This window comes from Streptococcus sp. HMSC072G04 (assembly GCF_001813295.1).
Taxonomy (GTDB): domain Bacteria; phylum Bacillota; class Bacilli; order Lactobacillales; family Streptococcaceae; genus Streptococcus.
In genome coordinates, this window is record NZ_KV812036.1 from 148,731 (window position 1) to 174,527 (window position 25,797).

Consider the following 25,797-nt stretch of genomic DNA (forward strand, 5'->3'; position numbering starts at 1 on the left):
AGAGGCTAGGACTTTTGTCCCAGCCTCTTTTGCACTAGATCAACAGAAAAACGGATGCTGTCTAAAAATCTTGCATTTTTTTGTAATTTAGGTTACAATGAAGACTATAAAAAACGCGTAATCCCTAGGGTCTTTCCCTCAGGGAATTTTGTGTGTTTTGACCTATTTTTCAGTGGAAAAAAGCTTTGCTTCTACTGCAGAAAAAAGTATGAAAAACTATGGAGGTAATAATGATTCGATCCTTAATTTCCGAGATCAAAGAATTCAAGAAGCCATCGATTTTGGCTTCCTTGTTCATGGTCTTTGAAGTCATGTTTGAGATTTCGATTCCCTTTGTCATGGCGAGTCTTTTGGACCAAGGTGTTCAACAAAGAAACATGAACAATATTTTGTTTTACGGTGGGCTCATGCTGGTCTGTGCCTTTTGCTCCCTCTTTTGTGGGATGCAGTCTGCCCGTTATGGCGCCTATGCATCGGCTGGTTTTGCTAAAAACCTTCGTCGGGCCATTTTCAAAAAGGTTCAAACCTTCTCATTTGAGAATATTGATCAGTTCTCATCAGGTGGGTTAGTCACTCGGATGATGACGGACGTGACCAATGTGCAAAATGCCTATCAAATGGTGATCCGGATCTGTGTACGGGCACCGCTCAATTTGATCTTTGCCATTGTGGCTTGTTTCTTGATCAATCCAGAAATGGCCATGATCTTTGTCTATGTGACCATCTTTTTGGCAGCTGTCTTAAGCATCATCATGAAGATTGTTTATCCACTCTTCACAGAAGTATTTGAAGCTTATGACAATCTCAACAACAGCATTCAAGAAAATATCACCAATATGCGGGTGGTGAAGTCTTACGTTAAGGAAGCAGATGAAACGGTTAAATTCAAGAAGGCTTCGCGTTTGATTTATAACATGTTTATGAAGGCTATCCGTGTCGTTGTCTTGAGTAGCCCAGCTATGATGCTTTCCATGTATGCTTCTTTCCTTTTGATTTCTTGGATCGGGGCTCATCTGATCGTTGGTGGTCAACTCTCTACTGGGAATTTGACTTCTATGTTTAGCTACACCATGACCATTCTCATGTCGCTCATGATGTTTATGATGATCTTTGTCATGTTGTCGATTTCTATGGCCTCTGTCGAGCGGATCAATGAAGTCTTAACGACCAAAACGACGATTGACTCTCCAGAAAATGGGATCAAAGAAGTCGCTGATGGCTCCATCAACTTTGAGAATGTGACATTTGCCTATACTGATGAAAATGGCGACAAGACCCATGTCTTACAAGGGATTAATCTTTCCATTCGTTCAGGGGAAGTGATTGGTATCTTGGGAGGAACAGGATCAGGGAAATCGAGCCTAGTACAGTTGATTCCTCGTCTCTATGATGTTGAGTCTGGTCGGGTGACAGTGGCAGGCCACGATGTCAAAGAATACGATCTTGATTCCCTTCGTAAGCAAGTGGCCATGGTTCTTCAGACCAATGTCCTTTTCTCTGGTACGATTAAAGAAAATATGCGCTGGGGAAATAAAGATGCGACGGATGAAGAGATCATCGCAGCTTGTAAGATTGCCCAAGCCGATGAATTTATTCAAGATTTCAAAGAGGGTTATGACACCATGATTGAGCGTGGGGGATCCAACGTCTCTGGTGGTCAACGCCAGCGTCTCTGTATCGCGCGTGCCCTTCTCATGAATCCGAAGATTTTGATCTTAGACGACTCGACGTCTGCGGTTGATACCAAGACAGATAGTTTGATCCGTCAAGGATTGGCAACCAGCTTGAAAGAGACTACCAAAATCATCATTGGTCAACGGATTTCCTCTATTCAAGATGCAGATCGCATCATCGTGATGAACGATGGCCAAATCGATGCGATCGGTAACCACGAGGAACTGCTTGCGACCAATGCCATCTACCAAGAAGTATATGAAATGCAAACACAAGGGAAAGGAGAAGCAGATGAAAACTAAGAAAAAAGCAAATCTAGGCTCTATCCTTCGCCTGCTCGACTTCCTTTGGAAAAACTACAAGGTATCCCTGATTGTTTCCTTTATCTTAATCATTCTATCGTCACTTGCGACGGTCAATGTAACAGCTTCGATTCAGTCCTTGGTCGATGTCTATGTGGAGCCCATGCTAACAAGTAATAGCCATGATTTTGGACCGCTCTTGTCCTTCTTGACACGGGTTGGTTTGATCTGTTTGATCGGGGTACTTGCTAATTATGGCTTTACCTTGATTATGGCGACTGTTTCACAAGACTCACTTAGAAGTCTTCGAAATCAGTTGTTTGCCCGCATGCAAAAACTGCCAGTTCGTTACTTTGATACCCACCAACACGGGGACATCATGTCTATCTATACCAATGATATTGATGCCCTTCGCCAAGCGATTGAACAATCCATTCCTCAACTTCTATCCTCAGTGATTACCATCCTTGGGGTAACGATTACTATGCTGACGGTTAGTCCACTCTTGTTCTTAATTGTTCTTTTCATGGTCATCGTCATGGTCTTTATCATCAAGGATGTCTCTAGCAAGTCAGGTCGTTACTTCGGGGCTCAACAAAAGAACTTGGGGATTGAAAATGGCTTTATTGAAGAAATGATGTCTGGTCAAAAAGTGGTCAAGGCCTTTGTGCATGAAACAGAAAGTATTGAGGATTTTGATCGCATCAATGACCAACTCTTTGAATCCTCTTACCAAGCCAATCGCTATGCCAATGTCCTCATGCCAATTCTTGGGAACTTGGGAAATGTTTCCTTTGTCCTGACAGCCTTGATCGGTGGACTCTTTGCGCTAAACGGCATCGGTGGTTTAACCATTGGTGGTCTCATGGCCTTTCTGCAATTGAACCGTTCCTTCACAGGTCCGATTGCCCAGGTCTCTCAACAATTGAACTTTGTCCTTATGGCCTTGGCTGGTGGAGATCGTGTCTTTGATCTCTTGGATGAAGAAGAAGAAGTCGACCAAGGAAAAGTGACGTTGGTCAATTATGAACTGGTCGATGGAGAAATGGTCGAAACCGATCAGAAAACCAACAAATGGGCTTGGAAACACCCTCGTCCAAATGGAGATTACCAGCTTGTCAAGATGGTCGGAAATGTGGTCTTTGATGATGTTGATTTCTCTTATGATGGGAAGAAACAAATCCTTCATGGCATCAACTTGTACGCGGATAAGGGTCAAAAAGTGGCCTTTGTCGGTGCGACTGGTGCAGGAAAGACAACCATTACCAACTTGATCAACCGATTCTATGATATCCAATCCGGAATGATTACTTATGATGGAATCGATATTAAATTGATTGAGAAAGATTCTCTTCGTCGTTCCCTTGGAATCGTCCTTCAAGATACACACTTATTCACTGGTACGATTGCAGAAAACATCGCTTACGGCCGTGCTGATGCAACACGGGAAGAAATCCTTGAAGCAGCTCGGATTGCCAATGTGGATTCCTTTGTTAAACACTTGGATCAGGGATACGAGACAATCTTGACGGATGATGGGGCTGGCCTTTCAAACGGTCAACGACAATTGATCGCCATTGCCCGTGCAGCCCTTGCTAATGCGCCAGTCTTGATTCTGGATGAAGCGACGTCTTCCATTGACTCGCGGACAGAGAAGATGGTGCAAGAAGGGATGGACCGCTTGATGGAAGGTCGGACTGTCTTTGTCATTGCCCACCGTCTATCGACGATTGTCAATTCCGATGTCATCATGGTGATGGACCACGGACGCATCATCGAGCGAGGCAACCATGCTTCCTTGATGGCAGAACGTGGCACCTATTACCGCCTGTACACCGGTGGACTTGAAATTGATTAAAGAAATAGTGGGAAAATAAGAAAAAAAGCCCTTTTAAATAAGGATTTTGAACTGCACCCCAAAAGTTAAATTTTTTCTGTCTAACTTTTGGGGTGCAGTTCAATTGTTGTTAGTGCTATTTTCTTTTATTGCATATTGTGTAGATTTCATAATATCCTCAATCTAGCCATTTCTCGCTTTTTATGGACTTTGTATTACCATTTTGGTATAATTGTATTGGTTTTAAACGAAAGCCTCAGAAACGCTTTGCAGAGCTTTCTGGGGTGTTTTTGCATACTCATAAAATTAACTAGTATCACTTATTTTGTATGCTTTGTTTTTATATAACTATTTTGGTTATATAAGTATAATGCAACCATTTTGGTTATAAGTCAATAGAAAAACGAAAGGAATTTTAAAATGTTAAAAGACAATATAAAAAAAGCCCGACTAAATGCAGGACTTACTCAATTAGAAGTTGCTGAAAAGTTAGGTGTAGCTCAAGCTCAGTACGCTAGGTGGGAAAACGGAGGGAGAAATCCGAAAGATGAAACAGTAGAAAAATTAGCTGAAATCTTTGGTACATCTTTTGAGTTTTTAAAAGGACGTGATGACGGACTAGAAGAAATTGTTAGTTTATTGAGAGAGTATGAATTGACAGAAACAGATAAAAACAAAATTATTAACACTTTAAAGGATTTATTAAATAAATCAAAATAATGTGGTAGTTGGAGAGCACAAAGTGAATAATATCCGGGAACAAAAAAAGCAAGATAAAGCATTTATTAAACGCTGGGAAAATAGACCTGATTTTAGAGATATAAAATCATTTGAAGAATTTAACAGATACTACTGGTATCGAGAAGAACTTTCACAAATTTGTAAGTACCTTGGATTAGAATACAGATGTACAAAAAAAGAATTAAATCATATTATAGAACAATATTTTAAGGGAAATAGAGTGGAAAAATTTTTGAGGAAAAGAAACAAAAATCAAACCGAAATAATAACCCTAAATACATCATTACTTGAATGTGGGTTTTCCTTTAATCAGAAATTTCGTGATTATTTTTCAGCTGTAACAGGTGTTAATCCGTTTAAATTTAATGCTGATATGGCAACAGCTTGGCGAAAAGTAAAACGGGACAGCAACATAAATTTCACAATCCAAGATATGATTAAAATATACTATGGAGAGTCAGACTACGCCAAGTATGATAATTCAGCTTGCCAATGGAATCAATTTCTAAAAGACTTCTGTGCAGATGAATTTAGCAATCAATACTCCAACAAGTTAAAAGTTGCAGCTATCCTTTGGAAAGAGGTTAGAGATTCAAAAAATAAAAAAATTTATTCACGGAGACTTCTAAAAGAATATAGCTACAAAATAGAGGAGTACTGTAAGTAAACAACTTCAAGTTTGTCGAACGGAATATAATGTATTAAAGACGATAGAAATAAAAAAACTATGGTATCTTTTTGGTAGCTAAACAGACAAAATATCTTGTTTTTTGCAAATAATACTTAAAAAGAATGTTGAATTATCAGTATTCTTTTTTATTTCAAATACATTCTCGGAATTAGAAAAAGGGAGTGGGAAAGAACTCCGTAAAATTTAATAAGGTTGAAAAGTTTCCCCGAACCTTTTCAATTTTTCCACCCCTGCATAGCTCCAATAGTCTGGGAGACTGTTGGAGGTTGCAGATAAAGGAAACTTGGTTTCCCTCATTAGGTTATCTTTGGAGCTTAAAAAGCGAACAAAGATGCCAATCAACCATTGCGTCATATTGTTATTTCTATCAAGCATCAAAGGCTGGACAGTGTTTGTCCAGCCTCTTTTTTGGCTTATTTCTCAAGTAATTCTTGGATCAAGTCTTCCATAGCAGCTGGTTCTGTTTTGGAGGAGAAGCGTTGGACGACTTGGCCTTGTCGGTCGATGACAAATTTTGCAAAGTTCCATTCGATGCGTTTGCCCAGTGGCCCGGCAGCTTGGCTTTTAAGCCAGTCATAGAGAGGAAGGGCTTCTTTACCATTAACCTTGGCTTTAGCGAATCGTGGGAAGCTGGTCTGGTAGTTGAGGCTGCAGAAGCTATTGATTTCTTCTGCCGTTCCTGGTGCCTGCCCCATGAATTGGTTACAGGGAATGTCTAGGATTTCCAGCCCCTTTTCCTGGTAGCGTAGGTAGAGATCTTGCAGTCCTTGGTATTGCGGGGTTAGGCCACAACCTGTCGCCGTATTGACCACGATAAGAACCTTACCTTGGTAGTGGGAAAGGGGAATTTCCTCCCCATTCTGGTTTTCTAAAGAAAAATCATAAATGCTAGTCATAGGTGGTATCCTTTCTGTCTCTTCAGTTTTTATTGTAGCACAAATGTCCTAGAATTGGGCCAAAAGGAGCATGACTTCTTGCTTTAGTCCCTCCTGTGAAAATGATATAATAAGAAGATAACAAGCTCTCAAGAAAATGCCAAAAGGAGAACGGATCGGATGAAATTACTCTATACGGATGTTCGGACCCCCTTGACCCAGGTCCTGACACAAGAAGCCGTAGGGATAGTAGAACAGGGCAAGCGTGTGTTTTACATTGCGCCCAACTCTCTTTCCTTTGAAAAAGAAGCCAAGGTCTTGTCCTATTTAGAAGGTCAGGCTTCTTTTGCCATTACCGTCACGCGCTTTGCCCAAATGGCTCGTTATTTCATCCTGAATCAGGTTTTTCAGGATCAACCCTTGGATGATATCGGTCTCGGCATGTTATTTTTTAAAGCTCTTTCCCACATGAAAGAGCAGGATCTCAAAGTTTACGGGGCCCTGCGTAAGGATCCTCAGTTTATCCAGCAACTGGTCCAGCTCTATCATGAATTGCAGACGGCCCAGATGGATTTTACAGATTTGGAATTGCTCGAGGAAGCTGAAAAAAGAGAGGACCTCTTGGCGATTTTTGAAGCGGTCTCTGAGATGCTGGTCAAGCACCAGTATGAATCCCAGTCCAAGATGGCCTTTTTGCTCAATCAGGTCGAAGAAGGGCAGCTGGAAGAGCAATTAAAGGATGTGGCGATCGTTGTCGATGGCTTCACGCGTTTTTCTGCGGAAGAAGAGGCTTTGATCAGTCTCCTTCACCGAAAAGGAGTGGAGATTGTCATCGGGGTCTATGCCAGTGAAAAAGCCTATCGGGCAAGTTTTAGAGAGGGCAATCTTTACCAGGCCAGTGTTGACTTTCTCCTCCAGCTGGCAAAGACATTTGAGGTACAGCCTCAGTATTGTGGGCAAGCGATCGAAGACTCTTTTAGTCGTATTACCCGCATGCTAGAAGCGCGCTATGATTTTTCACAAGTGGAAAATGATCTCAAGGACCAAGATCGAACAGCGATTCAACTCTGGCAAACCAATACGCAAAAGGAAGAGTTGGAATATGTCGCTAAATCCATCCGTCAGCGTCTTCATGATGGGGCACGCTATCGGGATATTCGGGTCTTGTTAGGTGATGTAGAAGCTTATCAATTGCAACTCAAGACCATTTTTGATCAGTATCAGATTCCCTTTTACTTGGGACGAAGTGAAGCCATGGTCCACCATCCCTTGATTCAGGTCATTGAATCATTAGGTAGGATCAAACAGTTCAATTACCAGACAGAAGACGTTATCAATCTGTTGAAAACGGGTCTGTATAGTGATCTGACGCAAGAAGAAGTCGATGCTTTTGAGCAATACCTTCGCTTTGCGGAAATTAAAGGTGCTACAAAATTTCACAAGCCTTTTACCAGCAATCGTCAGGGTAAGTTCAATCTGGAAGAGCTCAATACTCTCCGGGAACGCGTCGTCGAACCTCTAGTCCCTTTCTTTTCACAGCGCAAACAAAAGGTGACCCATCTCTTAACCGCCTTTACAGAATTTCTGCAAGAGGCCCAACTTTCTCAGAATCTACAAGCTTTGATCAAGGATCTAGCCTTGGAGGAGCAGGAGCGCTATGACCAGGTCTGGAAGGCCTTTCTCCAGGTCTTAGAGGAGTTGAATCTGGTCTTTGAGGACCAAGAGGTGACCGTAGATGACTTTTTGGCCCTCCTCTTATCGGGGATGCAATTGTCTCAATACCGGACAATTCCTGCTACTGTCGATGCGGTGACGGTTCAGTCCTATGACTTGATTGAACCCTTGACAGCGCCTTATGTCTACGCGATCGGGCTGACCCAGGAGCGTTTTCCAAAAATCGCTCAGAACACCTCTCTGCTCAGTGAAGAAGAGCGCCAGCAGCTCAATGAGGCCACCCAAGAAGGAGCAGAACTCCAGGTGGTGACCAGCGAAAATCTCAAGAAAAATCGCTTTGTGGCAGTTTCGCTCCTCAATGCAGCGACCCAACAACTGGTCCTATCAGCCCCTAGCTTGGTCAATGAAACGGAAGATAGTGTCTCTCCTTACCTTCTAGAATTGGCCAAGGAGCCTATTGCCATCGAGTGGACGACCAAACAAGCGCAAGCTTCGAGTGATGATATCGGGACCTACCGAGCCCTCTTAGCACGCGTGATCGAACTCCATCAAGAAGAGATCACTAGTGAGCTGTCTGCTGAAGAAGCCAGCTTTTGGGGTGTGGCCGTACGGGTCTTGCGCAAGAAATTGCAAGCGGAAGGCATTCAGATTCCTCAGATTTCAACGGAATTGAAGAGTCGCCAGCTTCAGTCGGATACGCTTCAAGCGCTCTATCCAGAGGGCAAAGCCTTGACCTTATCCGCTTCTGCTTTGAATGAATACTACAAGCACCAGTATGCCTTTTATCTGCGCTATGTCTTGGGCTTACAAGAAGACGAAACCATCCGGCCAGACGCCCGCAGTCATGGGAATTTCTTGCACCGGATCTTTGAACGGGTCTTAAAAGACAGCTCCGATCAAGCGTTTGATCAGCGCTTAAGCGAGGCAATTCGAGAAACCAGCCAAGAAGCAGAGTTTCAGCAATTGTATGGAGAAAATGGAGAGACCGAGTTTATTCGCAACTTGCTTCTTGATACCGCTAAAACAACGGGGCGTGTCCTCGCCCAGCAAAATGGCATCGAGACCATTGGTGAGGAGACTCTCTTTGGCGGGAGCGCCCACACCTCTTATCCTTTGTCTGATGGCCGTCTCCTGCAGCTACGAGGCAAGGTGGACCGCATTGATCAGTTAAGTGATCGGGGAGCTCTTGGCGTTGTGGATTATAAGTCGAGCTTGACGCAATTCCACTATGACAAGTTCTTTAATGGCCTGAATTCTCAATTGCCAACCTATCTCTCTGCCATTCAGGATCTGAAGGAATACCAAGCGGAGCAGGGGATTTTCGGAGCCATGTATTTGGAAATGGGAGATCCTGTAGTGGATCTGAAAAAGACCAAGACAGTAGAGAATGCCATCAACCAAACCATGAAAAGTCAACAGTACAAGGGGCTCTTTATGGCAGATCAGGCGCCTTATCTGGGCGAGGCCTATGATAAGAACAAGGCTATGATGCTGAGTAAGGAAGAACTGGACTTGCTCCTCTTGTACAACGCTTATCTTTATAAAACAGCAGCAGAAGGGATCCTCAAGGGGCAATTTGCCATCAATCCCTATAGCGAAAATGGGCGCAATATCGCACCATTCGTGGAGCAGTTTAAATCCATCACGGGATTTGAAGCCGATCGTCACCTAGGTCAGGCACGGTTCTTGACCAAACTAGACCAAAAAGGCATACGCGGTGAAAAGGTGAAAGCCGCTTGGATCGAGAAGATGAAGGAGGTCTTGAACAAATGATCAAACAAGCATTTTTGACAAGAGAAGAAATCAAGGCCCTTCAGGACCAAGAGGTAGCTTCTACCAAAGAGCAAAAGTGGACACCAGAACAGATCGATGCCATCTATAGTTCGGGGACCAATATCCTGGTGTCAGCCTCTGCTGGATCAGGAAAGACCTTTGTCATGGTGCAGCGGATACTGGATCAGATCCAGCGTGGCATCTCGATTAAGGAGCTCTTTATCTCGACCTTTACGGTCAAAGCAGCAGGAGAGCTCAAGGAGCGTTTGGAAAGTGAACTTGGGAAAGCCCTGCAAGCGAGCGATGACCCAGAGCTCAAGCAACACCTGGCCCGTCAAATCGCAGATGTCGCCACCAGCGATATCGGAACCATGGACTCTTTTACCCAAAAGGTCCTAACGCGATATGGCTATTTGCTTGGGTTGGCGCCTCAGTTTCGCATTTTACAAAACGCCAGTGAGCAACGCCTCTTACAAAATGAAGTTTTTCAAGCTGTTTTTGACCGCTATTACCAGGGGGAAAACCAAGAAGCCTTTGTGCAGATGGTCAAGAATTTCACCGGCCAGCGCAAAAATTTGACCTTGTTTAAAGAACAGGTCTACCAGATCTATGATTTTCTTCAGTCGACCAGTGATCCGGAGAAATGGCTGGAGGAGCATTTCCTAAAAGGCTATGAGGAGACCGATTTTGACCAAGTTGAAGGCGATCTGATGGAGAGTATCCAGCAGGCCCTTTATGAGGCAGAAAGCTTTTTTGCCTTTCATCTGTCCAATGAGGGCCAAGCATTTGGCAAGGCCAAATATTTGGAAGCTGTAGAAGAGGTTCTCGATCAAATTGGAAGCCTGACAGGTCGCACCAATAAAGAACAACTGACCTCTGTCCTAAAGGCGGTCGTGGCGATTAGTCGGGCTTCAAATGGGGGAGCTTTGACCAATAGAGCCCGAAAGGAAGAGTTGAAAGACTTAGTCTCGGCTTATAACCAGGATAAAACCATACATATCAACCGCCTCAGAGACTTGGAAAATCAGCTCTATCAGCTGGAATTTCAACAAACCTTCCACCAAGAAGAAGGCCCCATGCTCTCCTTGCTGCGGGACTTTATCAGAGACTTTGCTCGCGCTTATCTGGAGCGAAAAATCCAAGAAAAAGCTTATGAATTTGGGGATATCAGTCATTTTGCCATTCAAATTTTAGAGCAATTCCCAGAGGTGAGACAAGCCTATCAAGAAAGATATCATGAGGTCATGGTCGATGAGTACCAGGATACCAACCACACCCAAGAGCGGATGTTGGACTTACTTTCAAATGGCCACAATCGCTTCATGGTGGGGGATATCAAGCAATCGATTTATCGCTTCCGTCAGGCAGATCCACAGATTTTCAATGATAAATTTAAAGCCTACCAAGAAGAAGGGGCGAAAGGGCGGTTGATCCTCCTCAAGGAAAATTTCCGGAGTCATGTGGAAGTATTGGACGCGACCAATGATGTCTTTCGCCATTTGATGGACGAAGAGGTGGGCGAGATTGACTACAATCAAACCTACTATCTGGTCGCAGGAAGTGACAAGCAGCGGATGGCCTTGCCACAACATCGGGCAGAATTTTTGCTCTATGATGGCTCCCAAGACCAGGAAGAAAAGACCGAAGACGAGGAAGCTGCTTCTGGACTCGAGACGGTTTCCAAGGGAGAAATTCTCCTGGTCATCAAAGAAATTTTACGCCTCCATCGGGTGGAAAAAGTGCCTTTTAAAGAGATCACGCTCTTAACGGCGACTCGAACGCGAAATGATGCGATTCTGGAAGCCTTTGACCAGTACCATATTCCGATTGTGGCAGATAGCGGACAGGCGCATTATCTTGAGTCACTGGAAGTGATGGTCATGTTGGATACCTTGCGGACCATTAACAATCCCTTGCATGATTATCCCTTGGTTGCTCTCATGAAATCCCCCATGTTTGACTTTGATGAAGATGAATTGGCACGGATTTCCTTGCAGAGCCTTCCAGAGCAAAAGCAAATGGCTTTCTACCACAAGGTCCAGTTAGCCCTTGAAAAGACTGCAGAGCATGCAAATCTGATTGATGCCAAGCTCACAGCTAAAATCGAGAACTTCCTCAAAGTTTTATCTACTTGGAGAGCTGCTGCCAAGACCCGTTCGCTCTATGATTTGCTGTGGAAAATCTATGAGGATCGCTATTACTATGACTATGTCGGCGCCCTTCCAAATGGGGCCCAGCGCCAGGCCAATCTCTATGCCTTGACGCTTCGGGCCAATGATTATGAGAAGGCCAGCTTTAAGGGCTTGTCGCGCTTCATTGCCATGATTGACAAGGTGATCGAAAATGAACACGATTTGGCCAGTGTCCCTCTTGCAGCACCAAAAGATGCCGTCCAGCTCATGACCGTCCATAAGAGTAAGGGACTGGAATTCAAGTATGTCTTTATTCTCAATATGGATAAAGCCTTTAACCGTAAGGATCAATCGGGGCCAATCATTCTCAGTCGCAAAAAAGGGATTGGCTTTAAATATGTTGCGAACTTGCCGGTTGAGACAGAAAATCCAGCTGCTCCAGAGACTATTCGCCTGCAGATCGAAACACCTTGCTACCAACGCAATGTGGAAGAAACAAAATTGGCCACAATTTCTGAGCAGATGCGTCTTCTTTATGTCGCCATGACACGGGCTGAGCTCAAGCTCTATCTGGTCGGAAAAGGCCGGGAGGACAAACTGTGTGATACCGATTGGGGGACTAGTCGCAATGGCAAATTGGATCCGGAAAAACGAAAAGCATGGACCTCTTATCAGGACTGGCTCTTTGCTATTCAAGATGTGTTTACCAAGAATACCCTGGCCTATGATACGCGTTTTGTGACAGATGAAGACCTGACACCAGACCAGCTGGAGCCACTTGAGAAGGAGAAGGATTCCCGGCTTGATCAGCTCAAGGATGTCCGTCAGTCCGAGGATATTCGTCGGGCCTTGGATATCTTGGAAAATGTTGATCGGCTCAATCAGCTCTATGCTCCGGCCATTCATTTGCCAAGTGTCCGTACTCCTAGTCAGATCAAGAAATTCTACGAGCCGGTTATGGATGCCAATGGCGTCCAAATTATGGATGCAAAGACTGTGACGCCTGAGTTTGAGCTGCCAACTTTTGGTCAAGAAAAAACCGTGACAGGAGCCCAGGTCGGTAGTGCCGTCCATGAACTCATGCAGCGCGTGCCTCTTGGAGAAGAAATCACGCTGGATACGCTGCATCAAGCCTTGGAGCAAGTTCAAGCAGAGCCAGCAGTCAAAGCTCGCATCAAGCTAGAGGCCATCCTTGCTTTCTATGAGACGCCTTTAGGGACCTTGCTTCAAAAAGAAGCCTCTCGAGTCCGTCGCGAAGCTCCCTTTGCCATGCTGAAGAAAGATCCAGCCAGTGGTGAGGACTTTGTCGTGCGGGGGATCTTGGATGGTTATTTGGTGCTAGAAGACCGGATCCTACTTTTTGATTACAAGACGGATCACTACAAGGTCCCTAATCAATTGGTCGAACGCTACCGGGATCAGCTCGACCTCTATGCAGAAGCTCTTCGTCGTTCCTATGGCCAAGAGCAAGTAGAAAAATATCTCGTGCTTTTAGGTGGCCATCATCTAGAAGTGGTGAAAGTGGAGTAAATCATGGCAATTGCACAGAAAAACATCGAACGGATCCAAAGAATGGAAGGTTATTTGAATGACTATGCCAAAACTTTGGAAGAAACCAAAAAAGCAGTGGATCAGCTAAGAGAGCATCAAGAAAGCTATATCCAACTGCGCGATTATTATAGTAGTCAGGCCTATTTTGATGATTTGGACTTGTCCAATCAAGCTGACTTTCCAGCAGATCTACCTTGTGGTGTCTTGTCCGAAGATGCCGTCTATGATTTGTTAGACGAGCATTTTCAGATGGGAGTGGAACTCTTGGAGATCGCAACGAAAATGATCAAAGAACGGTGAATGATCTCTTCACCTTTTGAAACAAACACAAAAAAAGCTCCGGTTTCCCGGAGTTTTTTCTTTTGATTAGTGTGAGACACGGCGACGTGCTGCTTTTTTGCGGTTTTCTTCGATGAAAGCTGCTTTTTGTTCTTCTGGTTCGATTACTTTCTTCTTGAATGTGTAAACTGCACCTGCGACAGCAGCAACTGTACCAGCAACACCAGTAACAAAACCTTTACCAAATCCTTTAGCCATGAGAATTTCTCCTTTTCTGAACTTTAAATATTTATGTTATAATATATGGTAACGAAAAAACGTGAATTTTGCAAGGAAAAACGATGAAAACCAAGATAATTGTGATTGTGGGACCGACTGCTGTTGGAAAAACAGCTCTTGCGATCGATTTAGCGCAAGCCCTCAATGGTGAAATTATCAGTGGCGATAGTCAACAAGTCTATCGCAAGCTAGATATTGGAACAGCCAAGGCGACACCAGAAGAGCAAGCAGCAGCTCCCCATCATTTGATCGATGTACGGGAGGTGACCGAGTCTTACTCGGCTTTTGATTTTGTAAGAGAAGCTAAGACTGCGATTGAAGAGATCACAGCTCGAGGCAAACTTCCTATCATTGCAGGTGGGACGGGTCTTTACATCCAAAGTCTGCTTGAAGGTTATCATCTAGGTGGTGAAGTTCCTCATGAAGAGATTCTGACCTATCGGGCTCAATTGGACGTTTTGTCGGACGAAGACTTGTACCAAAGGGTAGCGGAGCAAGGACTTGTGATTCCTCAGCTCAATCGCCGTCGGGCCATGCGGGCTCTTGAAATTGCATATTTTGGCCAAGAATTAGCAAACGAAGAGACCGATTATGACCCCTATCTCATCTGTCTAGATGATGAACGATCCTTGATCTATGATCGCATCAATCGCCGAGTAGATCGCATGCTAGAGGAAGGATTACTGGAGGAAGCTCGGTGGCTCTATGATGACCATCCGGAGGTTCAGGCAGCTAAAGGGATTGGTTACAAGGAACTCTTTCCTTACTTTAAGGGAGAGCAGAGTCTTGAGGAAGCCAGTGAGATCCTCAAGCGCAATACGCGGCGCTTTGCCAAACGGCAGCTGACCTGGTTTCGAAATCGAATGGAAGTGACCTTTTATGCCATTTCTGCCCCCCACTTCAAGGAGCAGGTTCTTGCAGATGTAAAGGAGTTTTTACAGCATGATTGAAACAGAAAAAAAACAAGAACGCATACTTTTGGTCGGTGTGGAACTTCAAGGCATGGACAATTTTGATATGTCTATGGAGGAGTTGGCGAGCCTGGCTAAAACAGCTGGTGGCGATGTCCGGGGCTCCTATACACAAAAGCGGGAGAAATACGATACCAAGACCTTTGTCGGCTCAGGAAAACTAGAAGAAATCGCTCAAATGGTCGAAGCAGATGAGATTACGACCGTGGTGGTCAATAATCGCCTAACCCCCCGTCAAAATGTCAACCTAGAAGAAATTCTTGGGGTCAAGGTCATTGACCGGATGCAGCTGATTTTAGATATCTTTGCCATGCGGGCTAGGAGTCATGAAGGGAAGCTGCAGGTTCACTTGGCCCAGCTCAAATACCTTTTGCCACGCCTTGTCGGTCAAGGAATCATGCTCAGCCGTCAGGCTGGGGGAATTGGTTCTCGTGGTCCAGGGGAAAGTCAGTTGGAGTTGAACCGCCGGAGCGTTCGCAATCAAATCACCGATATCGAGCGCCAGCTCAAGGCAGTTGAAAAGAACCGAGAAACCCTTCGTGAAAAACGTTTTGAATCACCTGTCTTTAAGATTGGTCTGATCGGCTATACCAATGCAGGAAAGTCGACTATTATGAATCAGTTGACCAGTAAGAGCCAGTATGAAGCCGATGAACTCTTTGCGACCTTGGATGCCACAACCAAGAGCATCCATCTAACAGGCAATCTGCAAGTGACGCTGACCGATACGGTTGGCTTTATCCAAGATCTACCAACAGAGTTGGTATCGAGCTTTAAGTCGACCTTGGAAGAAAGTAAGAATGTAGACCTCCTGGTCCATGTCATCGATGCGTCTGATCCTAATCATGAAGAGCACGAAAAGACGGTGCTTTCGATCATGAAGGATCTGGATATGCTGGAGATCCCTCGCTTGACGCTTTACAACAAAGCAGATAAAGTAGCAGACTTTACACCAACCCAGACACCTTTTAGCTTGATTTCAGCGCGCTCTGAGACAGCCCGTGAAGATCTCCAGGCGTTGCTTCTAGAAAAGTTGAGAGAACTCTTTGTTCCCTTTACCATTCGCGTTCCTTTTTCAAAATCTTATCGGACTCATGATCTAGAAACAGTAGCGATCATTGACCAGCGAGAATTTGAAGAAGACGTCGAGGTCATTCAAGGCTATATCGCAGAGAAAAATAAGTGGAAGTTGGAAGAATTTTATGACGGATTACGTTGATTTAGCAATAAAATATGGAGGCTATACCAGCCTCGATCGGGTCTATCTGACCAATCTTTTAAGCACGATCCCTGAGGAATTGCGTCTCCGTGTGATTACGCCTCCCCCAAGTGTGATCAACGCCTATTTTGCTGAGCTCTATCAAAAGAAGAGCCCCAAGGAGGCCATGGATTATTTCTTGGACCTGAGCCGGGCATTTGACTTATTCACAGTTCAGCAAACCTTTGATGAACGAAAGCCCTTTATTCGCCTCAACTTATCTGGGAATTCTTATGGCTTGGCTTACGTAAATGAAGAGCTAGCCTGTGTCTTTGCTGAACATCCAGAAGAGGATATCACTCCTGCCATTTTATTTGAAGTTGCAGAGATCTTTCCACATTGTTTGGTCTTCGAAAAAGATGGCAAGATCTGCCTGCAAGAGGCTGAACCAGAAGGGGTCACTAAAACAGAGGCCCTCTCAGCCCTAACTGACTTGATGACCTTGGAAGATGGACGCTTGAAACTGTCAGGATATAACCAAGAAGAGCTCCTCGAGTTAGCGCAAGCCTACCCTGGCGACCTTTCTTTCCGTTCAGAGAACCGGACGGCCATGATTTATATAGATAGAAAGTAGACAATGGACATTCAATTTTTAGGAACGGGAGCTGGGCAACCCTCAAAAGCCCGTAATGTATCGAGCCTAGCGCTCAAATTGCTGGACGAGATCAATGAAGTCTGGCTCTTTGATTGTGGTGAAGCGACACAGAATCAAATTTTAGAAACGACCATTCGTCCGCGAAAGGTTAGCAAGATCTTTATCACTCACTTACACGGAGACCATATTTTTGGTTTGCCAGGTTTCCTATCTAGTAGAGCCTTTCAGGCCAATGAAGAGCAGACGGATCTGGATATCTATGGACCAGTAGGGATCAAATCCTTTGTGATGACTAGTCTTCGCGTATCAGGCTCTCGCCTGCCTTACCGCATCCATTTTCATGAATTCGATGAGCATTCTCTGGGCAAGATTTTGGAAACCGATAAATTCACGGTTTATGCGGAAGCTTTGGACCACACTATTTTCTGTGTTGGTTACCGGATCATGCAGAAGGATTTGGAAGGGACCCTCGACGCAGACAAACTCAAGGCAGCAGGGGTTCCTTTTGGTCCACTCTTTGGTCAGGTCAAAAATGGACAAGATGTCACCCTGGAAGATGGCACTAAGATCATTGCGGCGGATTATATTTCAGCCCCTCGACCTGGTAAGATTATCACGATCCTCGGAGATACCAGAAAGACTGATGCCAGCGTCCGCCTTGGAGTCAATGCGGATGTCCTCGTCCATGAGTCTACCTATGGCAAGGGCGATGAGAAGATTGCTAAGAAACACGGTCACTCGACCAATATGCAGGCAGCAGAAGTGGCGCGTGAAGCTGGAGCGAAGCGCCTTCTTTTGAACCACATCAGTGCTCGCTTCTTATCAAAAGACATCAGCCAATTGCGCAAGGATGCGTCCAGCATTTTTGAAAATGTCTATGTCGTCAAAGATTTGGAAGAAGTGGAGATCTAAGATGCGAACCATTCTCATAACAGGAGCAAGTGGAGGTTTGGCCCAAGAAATGGTCAAGCTCCTCCCTGAAGATCGGCTGATTCTCCTTGGTAGAAATCAAGAAAAACTGGAAAAGCTCTATGCCAGTCATCCTCAAGCTGAATGCATCGGGATCAATATTACTGATTCCTCAGCCGTCCAAGATTTGGTAGAAGAGCTCTATCAACGCTATGGACAGATTGATATCTTGGTCAACAATGCAGGCTATGGGATTTTTGAGGCCTTTGATCGCATTTCTGACCAGCAGGTGCAGGAAATGTTTGAGGTCAATACCTTAGCCCTCATGCAACTTTCACGCTTAATTGGTGCGCACATGAAGGAAGCAGGCAAGGGGCACATCGTCAACATCGTCAGCATGGCGGGTCTCGTTGCAACTGCCAAATCCAGCCTTTATTCGGCTACTAAGTTTGCGGCCATTGGCTTCTCCAATGCCCTGCGGTTAGAACTCATGCCCTTTGGAGTCCATGTGACGACGGTCAATCCAGGCCCCATTCGGACCACTTTCTTTGACCAGGCAGACCCAGATGGAAGCTATGTCAAGGCTGTAGACCGTTATATTTTGGAACCAGACTTCGTGGCTAAGAAGATTGTGAAAAACTTTGGAAAACCAAAACGCGAGCTCAATTTGCCTTGGCTCTTGAACCTGACCCACAAGCTCTATATTCTTTTCCCACGCATCTCGGACAAGCTAGCCAGCAAGATGTTCAATTTCAAATAGGAGGAGATCGATGGCTGCAAATATTCAAGCTTATTTAGAAAACCTCCAGCAACCCTGGGGACAGATCTATTATGATATCCTTTTTGAACAATTGAAGGACATAAAAGGTAAGCGGGTGCTCGATTTCGGCAGTGGCTTCGGCCTGGTAGCCAACCACTTGGCGCAAGATAATGAAGTCCTTGCTGTGGAACCTAACGAGGAAATGGTGGCTTTGCGGGCTCAGGACCATCCCTACCAGCAACTCGTCGGAAGTATGGACCAGTTGGCAAGTCTTGAAGAGGCCAGCTTTGATGTCATCCTCTGTCACAATGTCTTGGAGTATGTAGAGGATCGCAAGGTGGTTCTCAAGGCATTCACCCGTCTCTTGAAACCAGGTGGCCTGCTCTCTATCGTCAAGCACAATGAGGTTGGCCGCGTCCTGCAGACTGTCGTCTTTGAAAATGATACTCAGAAGGCGCTTGATCTCTTAGCCGGTCAAGACCTGGAAACCCACTCCATGGGCTTGGCTCAAGCCTATGATCTAGATAGAGCAGTTGAAGACCTAGCCCTAGAAGTTCAGAACTACCTAGGGATCCGTGTCTTTTATGCCTTACAGGACAATCGCTTCAAGGGCCAAGAAGGCTGGCGAGAGTCTATGCTCAAGATGGAGTTGGCGGTCTGTCAAGAGTCCCCTTACAGGGATATCGCCTTCTTCCAGCACTATACCTTAAAAAGGAGTTAAGATGTTAGATTACAAACAAGAGAATCCAGCGATGACAGATCTACTTGCATTGTACAGCTCAGTCGGCTGGACTAATTATACCAACAACCCAACCATGCTAGAAGAAGCTGTCAAAGCTAGTCTCTGGCAGTTGGCAGTCTATGATGAGAAAGAGCTCGTCGCCTACATTCGCTTGGTAGGAGATGGCCACTCTGTTATTTTTGTGCAGGACCTTTTGGTACGGCCAGATCACCAGCGCCAAGGCATTGGAAAGAAACTCTTAGAAGAGGCTTTAGGGACTTTCCCAAATGTCTACCAACGGCTTCTTGCCACTGAACGTAGCGAGAAAAATCTAGCCTTTTACCAGTCTCTTGGCTTTGTCGAACTTTCAGAGCAAGCCTGTACAGGGATGATTTATATGAAATAAGAGAGCGGGACAGAAATCGGTAATTCGTTAGAATTCGATTTCGTCGTCCCACCTCCGCACAGTTGAGTAGGGCTGTAAAAGCTGATGAAATCAGCGTAGTAGAGCCCACTCAACCACTGCGTCTTGCTCGACAATCCAAAAATAATTGAGAGGCTAGGACTTTTGTCCCAGCCTTATCTATTTGACTGACAAAAGGGGGGATTGATGGTAAAATGAGGAAGAGATTAGGAGGAGATGGAATGAAGAAGGTTTTGAAATCAATTAAGTTTTGGATATTTTTATTACTCGTTACCTTGGCAGGAGGCTGGTTCATCCAATATGAAATTCATAAGCGTGATATAACACAATTTGTAACTTGGAAACCTCGTCCAAATATTGTTGACTCCCAATTTATTGCAGGTGGGAAAGCAGTAGCTATTCAATGGGAGAATAAAAAAGAAGTGGATGAGGCTATGGAAGCATATTCGTATAATCCAAATGTTGATGTTATATGGTTTATAGACGGTGGAAATAGCGAACGGTATATTGCACAAGAAAGTTACAAATTGAAATCACGACCAGGAACCGGTAGTTATGATTCTAGTAAGAAAATTCATTATTTATCTACAAATAAAGCACAAAAGGGAGAGTACTGGCTCATTGATGTCTATGATACCAAGGACAAGCGCTTAGTGAAGAAGACATATGATGTTTTTAAGTTAGTACGAGACATGAATAAAAATTATATCCCTTTATCTGTTACAGTTTCTTCTATGTTGTTGGATACAGATGATGGAGAAACATATATTCCGATTAATATTCTTGTCGATAAGAAAGATAAATACATTGTAGGTCCTGGTGATATCCATGTCGAAACAGATTATAATTTGCAAACTGGCTTGATGAATGTTAAAAGTGGAAAGATCACTTGGAAAACCTCATCAAGCAAAGATTATAAACAAGTTCAAAAAGAAAGTCGAGAAATCGACAAAGACTTGCATCCATTTGAATACAATTTTGAAAGAGGACAATTGCAGCTCCAACATTCACGTTTGTTATTTACAGATCGTAGTGAGGAGGCTAAGGACATCCCATTGAAAACACTCTATCCGAAAGTATATTCTATTTTAAGCAAAGGGAATAATCCAACTACTGTAAAATGGGGTGAAGAATATACAAAAGGGGAGAATGCCTATCTATACTTTCTCGGACCAGAAGATCTCAACTTTGATATTTCATTTTTGGAACTGCTTTATAAAGTTCCAGAGCAGCGTTCAGGTGGATGGTATGATGTCCTACAGTATCATAAGATATCAGCAGAATTTTCAAAAGATGGACAAGAACATCTTGTGAATAACAAAAAAGAATTTTTCCAATATTTTAAAAAGGAATTAAATCAAAGTAAGGATACTACAGAGTTCTCATTGCTGAGACGCTTATATGAAGTACAGAACTACGTGGTCTCTAGAGATTTTGGTCAGTCCTTCGGTGATCTGACCATACCAGCTGAGTATACTAAAGATGGAAACGTTCATGTCGTTCAAAATGATAAAGAATTCTTCAAATATATGGATTTAGAGAAAATTCCTAATAAAAAGATGAAAGAAGATATCAAAAAAAGGTTCCCATATGATATAAAAAAATAATCGATTAGGTTGAATTTCGCAAGGAGGTCAGGCTATGAAGCTCAATTATTTCAAACTATTCGCAGGAATTCCACTTATTCTATGTTGCCTCCTTCTTTCCAGTTGTAAGATCATGAAACCGAGTGATTATAAAAAGGCGAAGGAAGTTGTTACAGAAGTTTTTAAAGAAAATGATCTTCATGGCAAAGTTACCATCACTAAGTTATCCTGGACTGCCCTAGAATACCCACAGTATCATGTGAGCTACGCATACTCTGAGAAGACCTACGATGATCAAACGGTACAATTGGAAGATGAGGACGTAACTTTTAAAGATGACTGGTCGGGGTCATATAGTAGTTTTCTTCCATCATACAAGGAAGCGTTTTTAAAACAGAAATCTATTAAAAATATAGAGGAAAAACTAGAGACTGAAATAAAGAAGCAATCTCTAGGTCTTCCTATTAGTTTCTTTGGTTTTTTATCGAACTCTCACCGTGATGACAAGGAACAAATTCTAGATAGTATCGCAAGTCAAAATCTCAAAGAAGGGAAAAAGGACTTTGCTGGTTACTATCAAATCCCTTTTCAGACCTTAATCGATCAAGAGTTAATCCGTATGACTATTTATATAGAGGATGGTGTATCCGTTAAGGAAAAAGACTTAAAAGCAGCAGCCAAAAAATTAGATGCTAGCAAACTACCGGATGGTGCCTATGATTTCTACTATTCCAAAGGCAGTTACGCAGATTCTATCAGTTACTCATTTAAAGTTAAAGATCGGAAAGTTGTTTTTTATGAAGATCAAAACTGAAAAAGTTACTCTTGAGAATGCTAACAAGGGTTAAGTTAAACCAATTTTTGTGTCTTGTTTAAAGAGGCTAGATTTTTGTCTAGCCTCTTATATATTTGCCTGACAAAAAGGGGGATTGATGGTAAAATGAGGTGAAGTTAGGAGGCGATAGAATGAAGAAGGTTTTGAAATCATTTAAGTTTTATCTATTGTTAGTTTTTCTCCTATTAATCGGGGGAGTGTATCTAAAAGATAAACTTCATAAACGAGAAGTAACACAATTTATCAGCTGGAAACCTCGTCCTAAGCTGGTTGCATCTCAATTTATAGGAGATGGGAAAGCAGTTGCGATTCAATGGGAGACAAAAAAAGAGTTGGATGAAGCTCTCGAGGCACAAAATGATGATAGAGAAATTAGCGTTGAGAGGCCTATCAATGGAAGTCATCGTGGAAATTATATTGCACAAGTCAGTTACAAGTTAAAAACAGATGTTGTTACTCCCGGGCTTGATAGAAAGCATAAAACTCTTGGTGGTTCTCGTATTGATCCTATCAGTAATCGAAGTAACAAACCCGAAAAAGGGGAATACTGGCTAATTGATATTTATGATATTAAAGACAATAGCATTAAAAAACATACTTTTGATATGTTCAAAATTGTAAGAGAACTAAATGAAAAGTATATTCCATTGGCTGAACATACTGGCACTCTCTACTATGATAAGGATGATCAAGAAACCTATCTTACCTTAGGTATATTAGTTGGATCGAAAGATAAATATGTGGTTAAGCCAGGTGACATTCATGTGGAGACGGAATACAATACAAAAGTTGGTTTAATGAATATTCAAACAGGTAAATTGTCACTAAAAACCACATCAGGAAAAGATTATGATCAACTTCGAAATGATGATCAAAAAAGTTATAAAGTAACTCATCCCTTTGAATCTAATCTGAAGAATAATTTTGATTCGAAAATCTCTTTTTTTGATTCACGTTTAAGATATAAAATAAAAGATTCTGAAAATGAGACGATTCCATTAAAGTCTACTTACCCGAAAGTCTATTCCATTTTAAGTAAAGGACATAATGAGAAAACAGATGGGGATTATGAAAAGGGTGAGGAATCCTACCTATACTTTCTTGGACCAGAAGATCTCAACTTTGATATACCTATTCTAGAGCTGTTCTATCCAAGGGCAGGTTCTGACACCTTAAAATTATTTTACAATTACACGATTCCAGCAGAATATTCAAAAGATGGTCAGGAACATCTTGTAAAGAATAAAGAAGAGTTTTTCGAATATTTCAAAGGGAGTCCAAATCAGAACTAGAATGAGAAAGTGTATTTTGTAAATTTCATAAGGAGGTTAGGATATGAAATGCAACTATTCCAAACTATTAGCGGGGCTTCTACTTTTTCTATCTTGCCTTTGTAGTCACTAGCTGTAAGTGCATGACACCTAGTGACTACAAACAGCCAAGGAAGGTTGTCACAGATGTGTGTACAAAAATGATCTTCATGGAAAAGTAACCATATCAAATCCAACTCATCTAACCGTTTCAAATACCTCAAATTATTCCAATGTCGAACTCTATGATGGCCAAGGAAAATCTGCTTATATACTGAATAATACTTTAAATGACGACCAGCTAACAGTCCTTGAGGCGGGGGAGTCAGCTAAATATAAAATTAACTATTTAACAGATGGGGATGGACCATTTACGATCGTTTATGGTGATGCAAAATGGGTCATTCCAAAATAAGGAATACTTCTTGATAGGATAGGTTTAGTCTGATGTTTGTTTACTTTGAGTTTTTCTATCAGACAGTATTCACATAATGCAAGGATTTCCAAGAATATAAATCCTTTTTTTCAACCACTGACACTTTATAAGAATCATGGTAAAATAGTTTGTAGGAGCTAGTGATTAGGAGGAACTGTTTATGCCTAAGTTATTTAAGTCAATGATGTTTTTATTTACTTTATTCGTCGTTATGATTGGTTCTATCTCCTCTATCAAAGAACAACTTCGTGAAAGAGAATTGAGTCAGTATGTTCAATGGAAACCGAGGCCAGTAATTAAGGACTATGAATTTATTCATAACGGGAAAGCACTAGTCATCGAATGGGACGATGTTGATGAGAGAGAATTAATTGAAGAAGTTAATAAAGGTAAACCACAATTTGCGTACCAACTTAGTACACCTAATGGTGCAAGTGGTGAGCGCTATATCATGCAAGAAAGCTATAAGTTAAAAGCGAGTAGTGATAAGTTTTCACGCTATCGCACTTCCCCAGATTCGGCGCCTTATCTAAGCTACAATGAGCCAAAAGAAGGAGAGTATTGGTTGATTGATGTTTACGACACGAAGGATCGAAAACTAAAACCTAAAACTTATGACGTCTTTAAAATGGTTCGTGACTATAATAAGAAATATATCCCACTCGATATTTCAGAAGAAATATACGAAACAGAAGACAATGAAGCCTACTTTCTTATTACTATGTTAGCACCCAAGGAATCAAACGTAGTGATTGAAAATGGAGCTATGAAAGTTGTTACGGAGGGGTTTAACGAGACTTCACAGTATCCGGTTGAGCTGGGACTGATTGATGCAAAAACAGGAAAAATATCTAAAAAGAGTTTCTCTGGTAAAAGTGTTGAAGAAGTTAAAACGGAGTCAAAACAGAGACTTGAGAATAGACATCCATTTGCCTTTATGCTAGGAACTGGATTATTTGGTCCCAGAGCAAATCACTTAAGTTCTAGAGGCTTACAACTTAGGTTTAATCAAAGTTTTAGGGAAACTGAAAAGAATATCATACCTTTAGCTTCAGCCTACCCAAAGGTCTATCAGATGATGAAAAATCAGTATCGATCAACTTTGTATTTTTTAGGCGAGGAAGATGTAGAGTTTAGTCTCTCCTTTTTAGAATTACTAACAAGTCCCTACAATTCATTTGTTAAAGATTTCACGCTTCCTGCTGATTTTTCAATAGATGGGCAAGAGCACCTTGTTCAGAATAAAGAAGAATTTCTTCAATACTTCAAATCTCAGCCTCAAAAAAACAGCACTAATTTTGAGTTAGCTCTTATGAATATATTTTACGAAGAAACACCAGAAGGATACATAAGGAGAGATCTTTTTAAAAATTTAACCATTCCCGCCGAGTTTTCAAAAGATGGGCAAGAACATGTGATTCAAGATGTGCTCCAATTTCAAAAGGTCCTCAATATTGAAAAGATAGAAAATGAAAAATTAAGGAAGAAAATAATAGAAACATTCCCATATATGAAATAGACTGGAATATAAGTGAAGATACAAAAGAGCCTAGTGAAGTTTTCACAGGCTCTTTTATATAAACTCTAGGACAGAAAAATGAGAATGAGGTAGGACTTGGTTTTCTAGTTTATTCTATCGTCATAGGTTCATAAAAAAGAGAGAGAATGTGATTCTCTCTCGTGCTATTAGTGACTAGGAGGTGGAGCTAGTGCAAGCTAATAGTGGTTATCTGAACTGAATTAGTTATCAGTCATTTTACGTTTCAATACAACGGCACCGGCCAAGACCAATACTCCTGTAAGAACAAGACCTATTGCGACAACTTCACCTGTACTTGGAAGAAGTTTCTTACGTCCGCCACCATTGCCTCCAGCGTTCGGTCCAGTTGGATTTTCAGGTGTAGTGGTAGTAGAACCATTCTTTTTAGGTCCTTCAGGCGTTGTACTAGGTCCTTCAGGTGTTGTAGATGGTGTAGGTGTTGTAGGTGGTGTTCCAGGTGTAGTAGTTACTGTAGTCTTAGGCTCCTCTGTTGAAACAGTTGTAGCAGGAGTCTCCGGCGTAGTAGTTGTGGTCTTAGGCTCTTGAGTCGTAGTAGTTGTGGTTTTAGGCTCTTGAGTCGTAGTAGTTGTAGTTTTAGGCTCTGGAGTCGTAGTAGTTGTGGTTGTAGGCTCTTGAGTCGTAGT

22 protein-coding genes are annotated in these 25,797 nt (G+C 42.7%); 19 read left to right on the plus strand and 3 right to left on the minus strand.

Translation table 11 applies throughout. The annotated features are described in order from the left end of the window. The first annotated feature begins 230 nt into the window (after positions 1–230). The 4 genes from HMPREF2904_RS08670 (at position 231) to HMPREF2904_RS08685 (ending at position 5,221) form a co-directional block, all read left to right on the plus strand. A complete protein-coding gene (locus HMPREF2904_RS08670; RefSeq protein ID WP_070661966.1) occupies positions 231–1,976 on the plus strand; it encodes an ABC transporter ATP-binding protein in 1,746 nt (581 codons plus the stop codon). Continuing rightward, the gene (locus HMPREF2904_RS08675; RefSeq protein ID WP_070661969.1) at positions 1,966–3,834 is read left to right on the plus strand and encodes an ABC transporter ATP-binding protein; all 1,869 of its coding nucleotides are present in this window, start codon (positions 1,966–1,968) and stop codon (positions 3,832–3,834) included. The genes HMPREF2904_RS08670 and HMPREF2904_RS08675 overlap by 11 nt, the downstream gene beginning before the upstream one ends. A gap of 399 nt (positions 3,835–4,233) precedes the next feature. Beyond that, a complete protein-coding gene (locus HMPREF2904_RS08680; RefSeq protein ID WP_070661972.1) occupies positions 4,234–4,533 on the plus strand; it encodes a helix-turn-helix transcriptional regulator in 300 nt (99 codons plus the stop codon). Between the two features lie 31 nt (positions 4,534–4,564). Next, on the plus strand, positions 4,565–5,221 hold the full coding sequence (locus HMPREF2904_RS08685) for an SAP domain-containing protein (protein ID WP_256263276.1): 657 nt from the start codon (positions 4,565–4,567) through the stop codon (positions 5,219–5,221). Between the two features lie 437 nt (positions 5,222–5,658). Here the strand turns inward: HMPREF2904_RS08685 and HMPREF2904_RS08695 are convergent, their stop codons facing one another. Further along, positions 5,659–6,141 (minus strand): glutathione peroxidase, encoded by a 483-nt coding sequence (locus tag HMPREF2904_RS08695; protein WP_070661978.1) that lies wholly within the window; start codon positions 6,139–6,141, stop codon positions 5,659–5,661. Positions 6,142–6,300: 159 nt separating this feature from the next. Between HMPREF2904_RS08695 and rexB the strand changes: the two genes are divergently transcribed. From rexB to HMPREF2904_RS08710, 3 genes are read left to right on the plus strand one after another with little or no spacing between them, the layout of a single operon-like run. After that, positions 6,301–9,567 (plus strand): ATP-dependent nuclease subunit B, encoded by a 3,267-nt coding sequence (gene rexB, locus HMPREF2904_RS08700; protein ID WP_070661981.1) that lies wholly within the window; start codon positions 6,301–6,303, stop codon positions 9,565–9,567. Continuing rightward, entirely contained in the window at positions 9,564–13,229 is a 3,666-nt protein-coding gene (gene addA, locus HMPREF2904_RS08705) for a helicase-exonuclease AddAB subunit AddA (protein WP_070661984.1), read from the plus strand. Before rexB ends, addA begins: the two co-directional genes overlap by 4 nt. A gap of 3 nt (positions 13,230–13,232) precedes the next feature. Further along, the gene (locus HMPREF2904_RS08710) at positions 13,233–13,550 is read left to right on the plus strand and encodes a DUF4298 domain-containing protein (RefSeq protein WP_003007915.1); all 318 of its coding nucleotides are present in this window, start codon (positions 13,233–13,235) and stop codon (positions 13,548–13,550) included. A gap of 66 nt (positions 13,551–13,616) precedes the next feature. On the opposite strand, the gene HMPREF2904_RS08715 is transcribed toward HMPREF2904_RS08710, so the two are convergent. Then, on the minus strand, positions 13,617–13,787 hold the full coding sequence (locus HMPREF2904_RS08715; RefSeq protein WP_003002781.1) for a DUF3042 family protein: 171 nt from the start codon (positions 13,785–13,787) through the stop codon (positions 13,617–13,619). An 83-nt stretch (positions 13,788–13,870) separates the two neighbouring features. On the opposite strand from HMPREF2904_RS08715, the gene miaA reads away from it, so the two are divergent. The 12 genes from miaA (at position 13,871) to HMPREF2904_RS08775 (ending at position 25,132) form a co-directional block, all read left to right on the plus strand. Beyond that, on the plus strand, positions 13,871–14,758 hold the full coding sequence (gene miaA, locus HMPREF2904_RS08720) for a tRNA (adenosine(37)-N6)-dimethylallyltransferase MiaA (protein WP_070661987.1): 888 nt from the start codon (positions 13,871–13,873) through the stop codon (positions 14,756–14,758). Next, entirely contained in the window at positions 14,751–15,998 is a 1,248-nt protein-coding gene (hflX, locus tag HMPREF2904_RS08725; RefSeq protein ID WP_070661989.1) for a GTPase HflX, read from the plus strand. Before miaA ends, hflX begins: the two co-directional genes overlap by 8 nt. Beyond that, a complete protein-coding gene (locus HMPREF2904_RS08730; protein WP_070661991.1) occupies positions 15,982–16,611 on the plus strand; it encodes a cystathionine beta-lyase in 630 nt (209 codons plus the stop codon). The genes hflX and HMPREF2904_RS08730 overlap by 17 nt, the downstream gene beginning before the upstream one ends. A 3-nt stretch (positions 16,612–16,614) precedes the next feature. Further along, positions 16,615–17,544: a ribonuclease Z gene (rnz, locus tag HMPREF2904_RS08735; protein WP_003011107.1), complete on the plus strand. Its 930-nt coding sequence runs from the start codon at positions 16,615–16,617 to the stop codon at positions 17,542–17,544. 1 nt (position 17,545) lies between these two features. Beyond that, positions 17,546–18,301 (plus strand): SDR family NAD(P)-dependent oxidoreductase, encoded by a 756-nt coding sequence (locus tag HMPREF2904_RS08740; RefSeq protein ID WP_070661994.1) that lies wholly within the window; start codon positions 17,546–17,548, stop codon positions 18,299–18,301. 10 nt (positions 18,302–18,311) lie between these two features. Continuing rightward, positions 18,312–19,022 (plus strand): class I SAM-dependent methyltransferase, encoded by a 711-nt coding sequence (locus tag HMPREF2904_RS08745; RefSeq protein ID WP_070661997.1) that lies wholly within the window; start codon positions 18,312–18,314, stop codon positions 19,020–19,022. 1 nt (position 19,023) lies between these two features. Continuing rightward, on the plus strand, positions 19,024–19,428 hold the full coding sequence (locus HMPREF2904_RS08750) for a GNAT family N-acetyltransferase (RefSeq protein ID WP_070662000.1): 405 nt from the start codon (positions 19,024–19,026) through the stop codon (positions 19,426–19,428). Positions 19,429–19,667: 239 nt separating this feature from the next. After that, positions 19,668–21,053: a hypothetical protein gene (locus HMPREF2904_RS08755; protein ID WP_070662003.1), complete on the plus strand. Its 1,386-nt coding sequence runs from the start codon at positions 19,668–19,670 to the stop codon at positions 21,051–21,053. A gap of 34 nt (positions 21,054–21,087) precedes the next feature. Then, positions 21,088–21,846 carry a hypothetical protein gene (locus HMPREF2904_RS11975; protein ID WP_256263269.1) on the plus strand — a complete coding sequence of 253 codons (759 nt, stop codon included), beginning with the start codon at positions 21,088–21,090 and terminating at the stop codon, positions 21,844–21,846. Positions 21,847–21,998: 152 nt separating this feature from the next. After that, positions 21,999–23,159 (plus strand): hypothetical protein, encoded by a 1,161-nt coding sequence (locus HMPREF2904_RS08765; RefSeq protein WP_070662005.1) that lies wholly within the window; start codon positions 21,999–22,001, stop codon positions 23,157–23,159. A gap of 169 nt (positions 23,160–23,328) precedes the next feature. Beyond that, positions 23,329–23,592 (plus strand): hypothetical protein, encoded by a 264-nt coding sequence (locus tag HMPREF2904_RS08770; RefSeq protein WP_070662008.1) that lies wholly within the window; start codon positions 23,329–23,331, stop codon positions 23,590–23,592. A 181-nt stretch (positions 23,593–23,773) separates the two neighbouring features. Then, a complete protein-coding gene (locus HMPREF2904_RS08775) occupies positions 23,774–25,132 on the plus strand; it encodes a hypothetical protein (protein WP_070662011.1) in 1,359 nt (452 codons plus the stop codon). Between the two features lie 221 nt (positions 25,133–25,353). On the opposite strand, the gene HMPREF2904_RS11980 is transcribed toward HMPREF2904_RS08775, so the two are convergent. Beyond that, on the minus strand, positions 25,354–25,797 hold a 444-nt coding region (locus tag HMPREF2904_RS11980), incomplete at its 5' end, for an LPXTG cell wall anchor domain-containing protein (protein ID WP_256263270.1).